The organism is Kutzneria sp. NPDC051319 (genome assembly GCF_040682195.1).
Classification (GTDB): Bacteria; Actinomycetota; Actinomycetes; order Mycobacteriales; family Pseudonocardiaceae; genus Kutzneria.
This window is the reverse complement of the sequence record NZ_JBFBAM010000130.1, coordinates 1-12259: the sequence shown is the minus strand read 5'-3', so window position 1 is coordinate 12259 and position 12259 is coordinate 1. Positions and strand designations below refer to the sequence as shown.

At 70.5% G+C, this 12259-nt stretch carries 14 protein-coding genes; 13 read left to right on the top strand and 1 reads right to left on the bottom strand.

Annotated features, from left to right (window positions below; genetic code table 11):
* Positions 1-121: 121 nt before the first annotated feature.
* Positions 122-679, bottom strand: a complete 558-nt coding sequence (locus AB0M73_RS48685) for an XRE family transcriptional regulator (protein WP_363906850.1) — start codon at positions 677-679, stop codon at positions 122-124.
* A 102-nt stretch (positions 680-781) separates the two neighbouring features.
* Between AB0M73_RS48685 and AB0M73_RS48680 the strand changes: the two genes are divergently transcribed.
* The 13 genes from AB0M73_RS48680 to AB0M73_RS48620 all read left to right on the top strand — a co-directional run bounded on the left by AB0M73_RS48680 (position 782) and on the right by AB0M73_RS48620 (position 12165).
* Positions 782-1432 (top strand): AzlC family ABC transporter permease, encoded by a 651-nt coding sequence (locus tag AB0M73_RS48680; protein WP_363906848.1) that lies wholly within the window; start codon positions 782-784, stop codon positions 1430-1432.
* Positions 1429-1737, top strand: coding sequence for an AzlD domain-containing protein (locus AB0M73_RS48675; protein ID WP_363906846.1), 309 nt, complete (start codon positions 1429-1431; stop codon positions 1735-1737). Before AB0M73_RS48680 ends, AB0M73_RS48675 begins: the two co-directional genes overlap by 4 nt.
* Before the next feature lie 178 nt (positions 1738-1915).
* The gene (locus tag AB0M73_RS48670) at positions 1916-3331 is read left to right on the top strand and encodes an amino acid permease (protein ID WP_363906844.1); all 1416 of its coding nucleotides are present in this window, start codon (positions 1916-1918) and stop codon (positions 3329-3331) included.
* Positions 3332-3373: 42 nt separating this feature from the next.
* Positions 3374-3991 carry a pyridoxal 5'-phosphate synthase glutaminase subunit PdxT gene (gene pdxT, locus AB0M73_RS48665; protein ID WP_043716635.1) on the top strand — a complete coding sequence of 206 codons (618 nt, stop codon included), beginning with the start codon at positions 3374-3376 and terminating at the stop codon, positions 3989-3991.
* Between the two features lie 52 nt (positions 3992-4043).
* Complete coding sequence (locus tag AB0M73_RS48660) at positions 4044-4796, top strand: YebC/PmpR family DNA-binding transcriptional regulator (protein WP_043728926.1); 753 nt, start codon at positions 4044-4046, stop codon at positions 4794-4796.
* Between the two features lie 249 nt (positions 4797-5045).
* Positions 5046-5579 (top strand): DUF4262 domain-containing protein, encoded by a 534-nt coding sequence (locus AB0M73_RS48655; protein ID WP_363906841.1) that lies wholly within the window; start codon positions 5046-5048, stop codon positions 5577-5579.
* Positions 5580-5778: 199 nt separating this feature from the next.
* On the top strand, positions 5779-6351 hold the full coding sequence (ruvC, locus tag AB0M73_RS48650) for a crossover junction endodeoxyribonuclease RuvC (RefSeq protein WP_043716634.1): 573 nt from the start codon (positions 5779-5781) through the stop codon (positions 6349-6351).
* Positions 6348-6962 carry a Holliday junction branch migration protein RuvA gene (ruvA, locus tag AB0M73_RS48645; RefSeq protein WP_363906839.1) on the top strand — a complete coding sequence of 205 codons (615 nt, stop codon included), beginning with the start codon at positions 6348-6350 and terminating at the stop codon, positions 6960-6962. Before ruvC ends, ruvA begins: the two co-directional genes overlap by 4 nt.
* Positions 6959-8014 carry a Holliday junction branch migration DNA helicase RuvB gene (ruvB, locus tag AB0M73_RS48640; RefSeq protein WP_363906837.1) on the top strand — a complete coding sequence of 352 codons (1056 nt, stop codon included), beginning with the start codon at positions 6959-6961 and terminating at the stop codon, positions 8012-8014. Before ruvA ends, ruvB begins: the two co-directional genes overlap by 4 nt.
* A gap of 78 nt (positions 8015-8092) precedes the next feature.
* The gene (gene yajC / locus AB0M73_RS48635; RefSeq protein WP_043728918.1) at positions 8093-8464 is read left to right on the top strand and encodes a preprotein translocase subunit YajC; all 372 of its coding nucleotides are present in this window, start codon (positions 8093-8095) and stop codon (positions 8462-8464) included.
* A gap of 185 nt (positions 8465-8649) precedes the next feature.
* The gene (gene secD, locus AB0M73_RS48630) at positions 8650-10422 is read left to right on the top strand and encodes a protein translocase subunit SecD (protein WP_363906836.1); all 1773 of its coding nucleotides are present in this window, start codon (positions 8650-8652) and stop codon (positions 10420-10422) included.
* Between the two features lies 1 nt (position 10423).
* The gene (secF, locus tag AB0M73_RS48625) at positions 10424-11641 is read left to right on the top strand and encodes a protein translocase subunit SecF (protein WP_363906834.1); all 1218 of its coding nucleotides are present in this window, start codon (positions 10424-10426) and stop codon (positions 11639-11641) included.
* Positions 11638-12165 (top strand): adenine phosphoribosyltransferase, encoded by a 528-nt coding sequence (locus AB0M73_RS48620; RefSeq protein WP_363906852.1) that lies wholly within the window; start codon positions 11638-11640, stop codon positions 12163-12165. Before secF ends, AB0M73_RS48620 begins: the two co-directional genes overlap by 4 nt.
* The last annotated feature ends 94 nt before the right edge of the window (positions 12166-12259 follow it).

The window sequence follows — 12259 nt, the reverse complement described above, 5'->3', positions numbered from 1 at the left end:
CCGCTCTCGGGCAGTCATGAACTCGACACATGGTTGCCCGAGAGCGGGACTCGCGGTGGTCAGGCGGGGCGGGCGCCCCCGAGTTCTCGGACATGCCCTCAGCCCCGCCGGCACGATCGGGTCACACGTGCTCCATGACCATCACGGTGACGGTGTCGGGATCCAGCGCCTGGTAGAGGTGCGGGACGTCGCCGGGGTAGGAGAGGTAGTCGCCGGGGCCGAGTTCGACCGGGTCGTCGGCGGGGCCGGCGAGCACGCGGCCGGTGGAGACGACGAGGTGCTCGACGGTGCCGGGCATGTGGGGCACGGAGTGGCGGCCGGCGTCGGTGCTCATGGTGGCCAGGTAGATGTCGCGGCGGGCGCCGGGAGGACAGGCGGAGAGCAGGGCGGCGGAGTAGTTGGACTGCTCGGAGCGCAGGTAGGGGCCCTCGCCGAAGCGGACGACGCGGACGGGCGGCCGGGGCGGGTCGACGAGGCGGGAGAAGGGCACGCCGAGGGCGACGCCGAGGGCCCAGAGGGTCTCGACGGAGGGGTTGCCGGCGCCCGATTCGAGCTGGGACAGGGTGCTCTTGGCGATGCCGGCCCGCTTGGCCAGCTCGGACAGGGACAGTCCGACGCGGTCACGCTCGCGGCGCAGCGCGGCGGCGATCACGTCCAGCGGGGCGGAGCTGCGATCCACGTGTTCGTTCCATCGGTCGGGACGTTCGGCTTGACGAACATCGGCGCGGGGTGTTCAGCTTGCACTATGGTTCGTTCGATCTGGCGAACATTAGACCTCTCCGTGGTCCGCAATGTCTCGCCCATCGCCCTGACCGCCTTCGTGACGGGCGCGTCCTTCGGCGCGATCGCGGTGGCGGCGCACATCTCGGTGGCCCTGGTCTGCGCGATGTCGCTACTGATCTTCGCCGGCGGCTCGCAGTTCATGGTCGTGGGCATCGTGGCCGCGGGCGGCAGCCCGATCGCCGCGGTGGTGGCCGGCCTGCTGCTCAACGCCCGCCACCTGCCGTTCGGTCTGGCCATGGGCGACCTGCTCGGCCAGAAGCTGGCGGCCCGCATCGTGGGCAGCCACATCCTGATCGACGAGTCGGTGGCCTTCGCCATGGCCCAGGGTGACCGCAAGAAGGCCAAGGCGGCGTTCTGGACCTGCGGCCTCGCCCTGTTCCTGACGTGGAACGCCGGCACGCTGGTCGGCGCCCTGATCGGCCGGGTCATCGGCGACCCCGACCGCTTCGGCATGGACGCGGCCTTCCCGGCGGCGATGTTCGCGCTCATCCTGCCGGCGCTCAAGGACAAGGTGACGCTGCGCGTGGCCGTGCTGGGCGCGGCCATCGCGGTGGCTACCACGCCGTTCCTGCCACCGGGAATTCCGGTCGTGCTGGCGGCATTGGGCGTCGTCGCGGCGCTCCCGACACGACGAAAGGTGACGGCATGACGCTCACGGTCGTGCTGGCCCTGGCCGCCGGCACCTATGGCATTCGCTTCGCCGGCCCCCAACTCCGCAATCGCGTCACCGTGCCGCCGCGCGTGCAAATGCTGCTGTCAATGGCCGCGACGGCGCTTCTTCTTGCCCTTGTCGCGGTCAACGCGTTCGTTCCCGGCGGGAAATTCGGCGGCTGGGCGCTGCTGGCCGGCGTGGGCGTCGGGGCCATTGCGGCCTGGCGAAAGGTGCCGTTCGTGCTGGTGGTGCTCCTGGCCGCGGGAACGACGGCGGTGCTGCGGCTGTTCGGCGTCGCCTAAACGGTGTCGCTCGTCACATCAAGGCTTGCTCAAACGGAATAGTGGGCTGCTCCGTTCGCTGGCTAGAGTCCCGTCCTCATCGGGGGTGTGGTCCGTCTCACCCCGAGGTCGAGTTCTCCAGCACCGGAGCCGGAGGCGGTTTCGGTGCCTTTCGCAGTATCGAAGGGAAACCGTTTCCGTGGATTCTTCCCACGAGGGCGAGGGCTACGCGAAGTCCCTCGGCAACCGCCAGGTGCAGATGATCGCGATGGGCGGCGCCATCGGCGTCGGCCTCTTTCTCGGCGCCGGCGGCCGCCTGCACGCCGCCGGCCCCGGCCTGATCCTGTCCTACGCCCTGTGCGGCGCCGCTGCCTTCTTCGTCATGCGGGCCCTGGGCGAGCTGGTCCTGTACCGGCCGACGTCCGGCAGCTTCGTGACCTACGCCCGTGAGTTCATCGGCCCGTGGGCCGGCTTCACCGCGGGCTGGATGTACTGGCTGAACTGGGCCATGACCGGCGTCGCCGAGATCACCGCGGTCGGCATCTACGTGCAGCGCTGGCTGCCGAACCTGCCGACCTGGATCACCGCGCTGATCGCCCTGGTCGCCCTGCTGACCATCAACCTGGTCTCGGTGAAGCTGTTCGGCGAGCTGGAGTTCTGGTTCTCGGTCATCAAGGTGGCCGCGATCATCGCGTTCCTGCTGGTCGGCATCGGTCTGGTGGTCACGTCCACGACCATCGCCGGCCACCCGGCCAGCCCGTCCAACCTGGTCGCCGACGGCGGCTTCTTCCCCCACGGCGTCGGCGTCGCGCTGATCGCGCTGCAGGCGGTGATCTTCGCGTACTCGGCGATCGAGCTGGTCGGCATCGCCGCCGGCGAGACCAAGGACGCGCACAAGGTCATGCCCAAGGCGATCAACGGCGTGGTCTGGCGCATCGCCATCTTCTACGTCGGCTCGGTGACCCTGCTGGCCATGCTGCTGCCCTCGGTCATGTACAGCTCGTCGGAGAGCCCGTTCGTCACGGTGTTCAGCGCGCTGGGCCTGCCCTGGGTCGGCGACCTGATGAACGCCGTCGTGCTGACCGCGGCCCTGTCCTCCTGCAACTCGGGCCTGTACTCCACCGGCCGCGTGCTGCGCTCCCTGGCCGACAAGAAGGAGGCCCCGGCCTTCGCCGGCAAGATGAGCCGCAACCACGTGCCCTACGGCGGCATCCTGTTCACCAGCGTCATCTACGTCGCCGGTGTCGCGCTCAACCAGTTCAAGGGGGCGACGGCCGCGTTCGACATCGCCACCGCGATCGCCTCGCTCGGTGTGGTCGCCACGTGGGCCACGTTGGTGTTCTGTCAGATGCGGCTGCGGCAGAAGGCGCTGCGCGGCGAGATCGAACGGCCGCACTACCGAATGCCGGGGGCGCCGTGGACGGGCTGGCTGACGCTGGGCTTCCTGGTGCTGATCGTGGTGATGATGGGCTTCGCCGGCGGCGCCGAGCAGGTCGCCTTCTTCTCCATCCCGGGCATCGCGGCGGTCATCGCGATCGGCTGGTGGGCGGTCAGCCGCCGGCGCGGGGCCGACGAGTCCGACCCCACCAGCGCGGTCCCGGTCGGCGGTCAATAAGCTGGAGGTTCAGGTACTGCCCGTCCAGGAGGTCGCTCACCCGTGCCCGCCCAGCCCGTCATCGGCGTGCTCGCCCTGCAGGGCGACGTGCGTGAGCACCTCGTGTCGCTGGCCGAGTGCGATGTGATCGCGCGGCCGGTGCGCAGGCCCGAGGAGCTCGCCGAGGTCGACGGCATCGTGCTGCCCGGCGGCGAGTCGACCACCATGAGCAGGCTGCTGGAGACCTTCGAGCTGCTCGAACCGCTGCGCAAGCGGCTGGTCGACGGCCTGCCCGCGTACGGCTCGTGCGCCGGCATGATCCTGCTGGCCGGGACGGTCGAGGACGGCCGCCCCGACCAGCAGCAGCTGGCCGCCGTGGACATGGTGGTCCGGCGCAACGCCTTCGGCCGGCAGGTCGACTCGTTCGAGTGCGAGCTGCCGGTCATCGGGGTCGACGGCGGCCCGGTGCACGCGGTGTTCATCCGCGCCCCCTGGGTGGAGTCGGTCGGCGAGGGCGTCGAGGTCCTCGCCCGGGTGCCCGACATACCGTCCAGCGGCGTCGCCGCCGGTAGGATCGTCGCAGTTCGGCAGGGGTCCGTGCTCGCGACCGCGTTCCATCCCGAGCTCACCGGCGACGAGCGCGTGCACCGCCTGTTCGTGGAGACTGTCCGCGCGGCCTGAGGGCGTCGTGGGAACGGTCGTCGAGGTCGTCGAGTCTGACGGAGGAAGTTTCATGAGCGGCCACTCCAAGTGGGCGACTACCAAGCACAAGAAGGCCGCGATCGACGCCAAGCGCGGCAAGCTGTTCGCGCGGCTGGTGAAGAACATCGAGGTGGCGGCCCGCACCGGGGGCGGTGACCCGGACGGCAACCCGACGCTGTACGACGCGATCCAGAAGGCCCGCAAGAACTCGGTGCCGCTGGACAACATCGAGCGGGCCCGCAAGCGCGGCGGCGGCGAGGAGGCCGGCGGCGCCGACTGGCAGACGATCATGTACGAGGGCTACGGGCCCAACGGCGTGGCCGTGCTGATCGAGTGCCTCACCGACAACCGCAACCGCGCCGCGTCCGAGGTGCGCACGGCGATGACCCGCAACGGCGGCAACATGGCCGACCCGGGCTCGGTGGCCTACCTGTTCTCGCGCAAGGGCGTCGTGCTCATGCCGAAGAACGACGTGTCCGAGGACGACGTCCTGATGGCCGTGCTGGACGCGGGCGCCGAGGAGGTCAACGACCTCGGCGAGAGCTTCGAGATCGTGTCCGAGGCCGGCGACCTCATCCCGGTCCGCAAGGCGCTGCAGGAGGCCGGCTTCGACTACGAGTCGGCCGAGGCCAACTTCCTGCCGTCCATGACGGTCCAGCTGGAGGCCGACGGCGCGCGCAAGATGTTCAAGCTGATCGACGCGCTGGAGGACTGCGACGACGTGCAGAACGTCTTCGCCAACTTCGACGTGTCCGACGAGGTCATGGCCGAGGTCGACGCCTGAGTTGACTTTGTGGTGCCCGGCAACCGGCGTTGCCGGGCAACGCAGCAGGCGCGAGGCCCCGCCGATGCTTCGCCCGGTTGCCGGATTTCGGCCGCCGCCACCTGACGCGCCCATCCACCTGGGCCGACGCGGCGGGCTAAATCCGGCAAGGGCGAGGCGTCGGCTACCCGGGGCCGAGCCCGCGACGCCGAAGGCGGCGACGAAAGCACTGCCGGGCATTACTTTTAGTTCACTCAGTTGTTGTGCAGAATGGCGCTCGTGCCCCCGAACTCCGCGATGAACAAGCTCCCCGACGCCGACCGCGACATGCGGCAGTGGCTGCTGAAGCAGGCGGAGGACCACGGCAACGCGGTGGTCGAGGTGGCGGGCGACGAGCACGGGGCGCCCTACTGCTTCACGGTCGGCGCGTGGCGGCGGTTCGGCGTGGCGGAGGCGGTGGTCATCGGGCTGCCGCTGGAGCTGGGCCGGGTGCTCATCACCGCGTACGTGAACGAGGCCCGGCAGGGCGTGCGGTTCCAGCCGGGGCAGCTGTACCGGCAGTTCTTCAACGGCGTGCCGATCACCGTGGAGCGGGTGGCCCGGGGCTACTACCCGGAGTTCTTCGGCAGCGCCTTCCTGCTGTACCCCACCGGCGACTTCCCGGCCGTGCAGCTGATCGTGCCGTCCGAGGGCGGCTTCTGGCCGTGGCATCCGCAGGCGCCGCAGGGCTTCGCCCAGTGGCAGCCGGTGCTGACCATGAGCGGCCGCCCGGAGTCCTGGCGTCCGGGCGTCGACGGCGCCTGAAATCCCGTCGCGGCGATCGGGCGACCATCCCGCTGATGTCGCTGATGTCGCTGATGCAGGGAAGGACGCCTTACCCGCGTTCAACGAGGGTAAGGCGTCCTTCCCTGCACAACGGCGTGTTGCCGGCGGGGCCGATCACCGGGCCCGGTAATGTCCCCGCTCGAACGGGTGTTCGGCGAATCGGCGGAGGCGGGACGAAGTGCGGGTGCTTGGCGTCGACCCTGGGCTGACCCGGTGCGGCCTCGGCGTGGTCGACGGCGGGCCGGGGCGCACGGTGCGCTGCGTCGAGGTGGGCGTGGCCCGGACCCCGGCCGACGAGGATCTGGCCCGGCGCCTGCTCCAGCTGTCCGAGGTGGTGGAGGACTGGTTGGACCGGCACCGCCCCGAGGTGGTGGCGATCGAGCGGGTGTTCAGCCAGCACAACGTGCGCACGGCGATGGGCACGGCCCAGGCCGGTGGGGTGGTGGCGCTGCTGGCGGCCAAGCGTGGCCTGCCGGTCGCCTTCCACACGCCGAGCGAGGTCAAGGCGGCCGTCACGGGCTCGGGCACGGCCGACAAGGCGCAGGTCACGACCATGGTGACCCGCCTGCTGGGCCTGACCGTCGCGCCCAAGCCGGCGGATGCCGCGGACGCGCTGGCGCTGGGCATCTGCCATCTGTGGCGGGCGCCGCTGATCGCCCGGCTGGCGCAGGCCGAGGCCCGCGCCGCGGAACTGCAACGTCGACACAAGGCCCGGCTGGCCGAGGCCGCGAACAGGGGAGTAGCCCGGTGATCTCGTCGGTACGTGGACCGGTGCTGTCCATCGCCCTGGACCATGCCGTCATCGAGGTCGGCGGCCTGGGCTACGCCGTGCTCGCCACGCCGACGACGCTGGCCAGCCTGCGCCGCGGCACCGAGGCGATGCTGCACACGGCACTGATCGTGCGCGAGGACTCGATGACTCTGTTCGGCTTCACGGACCCGGACGCGCGGCAGCTGTTCGGCCTGCTGCTGACGGTGTCGGGCATCGGCCCGAAGATCGCGCTGGCGACGCTGGCGGTGCTGGAGCCGGACAAGCTGCGGGCGGCGCTGGCCGAGGGCAACACCTCGATGCTCACGCAGGTGCCCGGCATCGGCCGCAAGGGCGCGGAACGCCTGATCATCGAGCTGCGCGACAAGGTCGGCGCGCTCACCAGCGGCACCCCCGGCCCCGAGACCAGCGCCGACGCCGAGCTCGTGCGCGCGCAGGTCACGGAGGCGTTGCTGGGCCTCGGTTTCGCGGCGAAGGCGGCGGAGCAGGCGGTGGACGCGGTGCTGGCCAAGGCAGTGCCGGATCCTGGGCGCCCCCGTGACACCGCCTTCGTGCTGCGGCAGGCGCTGACATCGTTGGGCCGTAAGCGATGAGCGACTTCGACGAGCACGAGCACGGGCCGCTGTCCGCGCTCGCGGAACCGACCGAACGCGACGTCGAGGCGTCGCTGCGACCGAGCCGGATGTCGGAGTTCGTGGGCCAGCCCCGAGTTCGTGAGCAGCTGGAGCTGGTGCTGCGCGGTGCCCAGATGCGCGGTCAGCCGCCGGACCATGTGCTGCTGTCCGGCCCTCCCGGCCTGGGCAAGACCAGCCTGTCGATGATCATCGCCGCCGAGCTCGGCGCGGCCATCCGCATCACCTCGGGCCCGGCCCTGGAACGCGCCGGCGACCTCGCCGCGATGCTGTCCAACCTGGTCGAGGGCGACGTCCTGTTCATCGACGAGATCCACCGCATCGCCCGCCCGGCCGAGGAGATGCTGTACCTGGCGATGGAGGACTTCCGGGTCGACGTCGTGGTCGGCAAGGGCCCGGGCGCGACCTCCATCCCGTTGGAGATCGCCCCGTTCACGCTGGTCGGCGCGACCACCAGGTCCGGCTCGCTGACCGGCCCACTGCGTGACCGCTTCGGCTTCACCGGGCACATGGAGTTCTACACGCCGGCCGAGTTGGAGCAGGTGCTGCGCCGTTCGGCGGCGATCCTCGGCATGGACCTCCCGAGTGACGGCGCGGCCGAGATCGCTCGCCGTTCGAGGGGCACACCGCGTATCGCCAACCGCCTGCTGCGCCGCGTCCGCGACTACGCCGAGGTGCGCGCGAACGGGATCATCAGCACCGACGTCGCCAAGGCCGCGCTGGCCGTCTACGACGTGGACGACCTCGGTCTGGACCGGCTGGACCGCGCGGTGCTGAACGCGCTGGTCAGGAGCTTCAGCGGGGGCCCGGTGGGGGTGGCGACGCTGGCCGTCGCGGTGGGCGAGGAGCCCACCACCGTCGAGGAGGTCTGCGAGCCCTTCCTGGTGCGGGCCGGCATGCTCGCGCGCACGCCGCGGGGGCGGGTCGCCACGGTCGCCGCCTGGCAGCACCTGGGCCTGACGCCGCCGGCCGAGGCGCCGGGCGAGCCGCCAGCCACGGGTTATGGGCGATAAGCCGTGTGGCAGACTCAATGGGCATACCCCAGCATGTGACGCCCTGTGAAGGTATGGGCCGTCACCGAACGGAGAATGATGGACCCCCAGGCCTTGCTGCTCCCGCTGCTCATCGTGCTGGTCGGCGGCATGCTCTTCTTCGGCAGCCGCCGGCAGCGCAAGGCGGTGGCGCAGCAGCAGCAGCTGCAGACGTCGCTGACCGTCGGCGATCGCGTGATGACCACGTCCGGCCTGTTCGGCACGGTGGCGAGCGTCGACTCGGAGACCAACATCGACATCGAGATCGCGCCGGGTGTCGTGACGACCTGGCTGCGTGCGGCGGTCCGCGAGAAGGTGAACCCGACGGTCGACTCGGACGTCGTGGAGACCGAGGACGAGGAGCAGGTCGCGGGCGAGCCGGCGAGCAACGCCGAGATCGCCCCGCCGCTGGAGAGCAAGACCAAGGGCTGAGCCGTCCGGCCGATGCGGGGTCGTCCGAGCCGGGGCGACCTCGCACAGTGACGCGCGCCTCACACGGCGGGGAGTACGCTGCGACCTCGCCCGCACTCTGACCGCCACGTGAGGGCTCTCCGTCGTCCGACCCGGGCGCCGGGGCACACCACCAACAACTATCAGCACGAGGAGACCGACCGACCGTGGCACCTCCGGCCGGGCAGATCCGCCCAGTGCGTTACCTGGGTGTCTTCGCCCTCATCGTGGTCGTGCTCTACGCCTTGGTGTTCTTCACCGGCAGTGGAAAGCCGACGCCCAAACTCGGTATCGACCTGCAGGGGGGCACCCGGGTCACGCTGACCGCGATCTCCCCGGACGGCAAGCCACCGGCACAGGACTCCCTGACCCAGGCCAAGCAGATCCTGGCCGACCGGGTCAACGGCAACGGCGTCTCCGGCGCCGAGATCGTCCAGGACGGCAGCAACCTGGTGATCACCGCGCCGGGCAACGACGGCGACCAGCTCAAGTCGGTCAGCCAGCCGGCCGTGCTGAAGTTCCGGCCGGTGCTGATGGACCCGCAGTCGGGCCAGCCGATGATCCTGCCGGTCGCGCCGCCGAGCACCTCGGGCAAGCCGACGACCAGCGGCAACACCGTCAAGCCGAGCGGCTCGACCACGCCGAGCACCACCGGCTCCGCGCCGGCCACCTCGACCTCGGCCAAGCCCCAGGGCATGCCGGTGCCGATGAAGCAGGCCGCGCCGACCACGACGGCCCCGCCGCCCTCCTCGACGACCGCGGCCTCCTCGACCACGACCGGCCCGGCGCCGACCGTGAGCGGTGTCGCGGACCCGAACCAGGCCAAGGCGATCCAGGCCGCGAAGGCGCTGCGGCAGAACCCGGCCGTCGCCAGCGACCCGACCGCGCAGCAGGCCGCGTTCGCCTCGCTCGACTGCTCCAAGCCCGACCCGATGTCCGGCTACGACGACTCGGACAAGCCGCTGGTCACCTGCGACCGGGACCACCAGAACAAGTACATCCTGGGCCCGTCCTTCCTCGAGGGTAAGCAGATCTCGACCGCGCAGTCCCAGTTCGACCAGCAGCAGGCCCAGTGGATCGTCACGCTGACCTTCAAGCCGGACGGCGCCAAGACGTGGGCCGACTACACCGGCAAGAACGTCGGCAACTACGCCGCGTTCACGCTGGACGGCCAGGTGCAGTCCGCGCCCAAGATCAACCAGCAGATCATCGGCAACACCGAGATCAGCGGCTCGTTCACCCAGGCCTCGTCCAAGGCGCTGGCCAACTCGCTGAGCTACGGCTCGCTGCCGCTGTCGTTCACCGTGTCGGAGAACCAGACGGTGTCGGCCACCCTGGGCCTGTCCTCGATGCAGGCCGGCCTGCTGGCCGGCGGCATCGGCCTGCTCCTGGTGATCATCTACTGTCTGTTCTACTACCGGGCGCTCGGCGTGCTGACGCTGCTGTCGCTGGTCTGCTCCGGCCTGGTCGTGTACGCGATCCTGGTGCTGTTCGGGCGGTGGATCAACTACAGCCTCGACCTGCCCGGCATCGCCGGTTTCATCATCGCGATCGGCATCACGGCCGACTCCTTCGTGGTGTTCTTCGAACGCATGAAGGACGAAGTGCGCGAGGGAAGGTCGTTCCGGTCGGCGGTGCCACGGGCCTGGGTCCGGGCGCGGCGCACCATCCTGTCGGCCGACGGCGTCAGCTTCCTGGCCGCCGCGGTGCTGTACACGCTGGCCGTCGGCGACGTGCGCGGCTTCGCGTTCACCACCGGCATGTCCACCGTGATCGACCTGCTCGTGGTCTTCATCGTCACGCACCCGTTGGTGGCGCTGGTGTCCCGCTCCAAGACCCTGTCCAAGCCGTCCTTCTCCGGCCTCGGCGCCGTGCACGACGCCGGCGTGGAGATGCGTGCCGCCGAGCGTGCGGCCAACCCCGTCGCGAAGGAGGCCTGACGTGTCGACTCCCGTGACCCCGCAGAAGCACGGTGTGCTGCACAACCTCTACGTCGGCACCGGCGCGTTCGACATCATCGGCAAGCGCAAGCGCTGGTACGTCGCGTTCGCCGTGCTGATCGTGCTCTGCCTGGGCTCGATGGCCATCAGGGGCTTCAACTACGGCATCGAGTTCACCGGCGGCACCCAGATCCAGATGCCGGTGAAGGGCCAGGGCGACGCTGCCACGGTCGACAGCGTGCTGTCGGTCTACAAGCAGTCCGTCGGCCGCGACGCCGAGCAGGCGCAGACCGTGGGCTCGGGCGCCTCCGAGACCATCCAGCTGCGCTCGGTCCCGCTGGACGGCACCCAGGTCGTCAAGCTCAAGGAAGCGCTGTTCGCCAAGTTCAAGCCGCTGGGCACCAACGGCCAGCCCAACCAGCAGGCCATCAGCGACAGCGCGGTCAGCTCCTCCTGGGGCGGTGAGATCTCGCAGCAGGCCCTCATCGCGCTCGCGGTGTTCCTGGTGCTGGTGACCATCTTCCTGACGTTCTACTTCGAACGCGCGATGGCCGCCGCCGCACTGGCCTCGCTGGCCAACGACCTCATCGTCACGGCCGGCGTGTACTCGATCATCGGCTTCGAGGTCACGCCGGCGACGGTGATCGGCTTCCTGACCATCCTGGGCTTCTCGCTGTACGACACCGTGGTCGTGTTCGACAAGGTCCGGGAGAACACCCGCGGCCTGCTCAAACTGACCCGGCGCACCTACGGCGAGGCGGCCAACCTGGCCGTCAACCAGACCCTGATGCGCTCCATCAACACCTCGCTGATCGCGCTGCTGCCGGTCCTCGGCCTGCTCGTGGTCGGCGTCGTGCTGCTGGGCGTCGGCACGCTGCAGGACCTGGCCCTGATCCAGCTCACCGGCATGCTGGTCGGCGCGGTCTCGTCGATCTTCCTGGCCACGCCGCTGACGGTGGACCTGAAGATGCGCGACCCGAAGTACAAGCTGCAGGCCGAGCGCGTGGCCAACCGCCGGGCCAACCTGGCCCGCAAGGCGGAGCTGGCCGCGCAGGGCATCGAGGCGGGCGAGGACTTCGACCCGAGCGACGACGAGGCCCTCAGCGCCGAGATCCGCAAGGAGAAGGCCATGGCCGCCGCGGCGAGCACGCCGTCGCGCACGCCCAAGGCCCGGCCGTCCGGCAAGAGCGGCCGCCCGAGCGGGAAGAGGCGGCACTGACCGGCACCACTCTCGACGGCGCGCTCGGGCTCATCCGGGAGGTCCCCGACTTCCCCGAGCCCGGCGTGCTGTTCCGGGACATCAGCCCGGTGCTCGCCGACCCGGCGGCCTTCCGCGTCCTGGTGGACGCCATGGCCGCCGGGTTCCCGGCGGGCGCCGACGCCGTCGTGGCCATCGAGGCCCGCGGGTTCATTCTCGGGGCCGCCATCGCCTACGCCACCGGCCTCGGCCTGGTGTGCGTGCGCAAGCCGGGCAAGCTGCCGGCGGTGCGGCACCGGGTCAGCTACGCGCTGGAGTACGGCACGGCCACGCTGGAGCTGCCCGAGGACACCATCCGCGAGGGCCAGCGCGTGGTCGTCGTGGACGACGTCCTGGCCACCGGCGGCACCATCGCCGCCACCCGTGAACTGGTCGAACACGCCGGCGGCACCGTCGCCGCCGTCTCGGTCATCCTGGAGCTGGCCGCCCTCAAGGGCCGCTCCCGCGTACCGGACATCGACGTCACGGCCCTGCTCACCCACTAGACCCCCGCGAGTAACGGGGGCCTGTGACGGCCGCTGTTGATGCGGGAAAATAGGCCGGCGTCCGTCCGGGACGCCGACGTGACTGTGATGCCTC

Bases quoted from the DNA above. Each gene is read 5' to 3' on its own strand.
- AB0M73_RS48675 (WP_363906846.1), top strand. From the start codon at position 1,429: ATGACGCTCACGGTCGTGCTGGCCCTGGCCGCCGGCACCTATGGCATT.
- AB0M73_RS48660 (WP_043728926.1), top strand. From the start codon at position 4,044: ATGAGCGGCCACTCCAAGTGGGCGACTACCAAGCACAAGAAGGCCGCG.
- AB0M73_RS48655 (WP_363906841.1), top strand. From the start codon at position 5,046: ATGGCGCTCGTGCCCCCGAACTCCGCGATGAACAAGCTCCCCGACGCC.
- ruvB (WP_363906837.1), top strand. From the start codon at position 6,959: ATGAGCGACTTCGACGAGCACGAGCACGGGCCGCTGTCCGCGCTCGCG.
- yajC (WP_043728918.1), top strand. From the start codon at position 8,093: ATGGACCCCCAGGCCTTGCTGCTCCCGCTGCTCATCGTGCTGGTCGGC.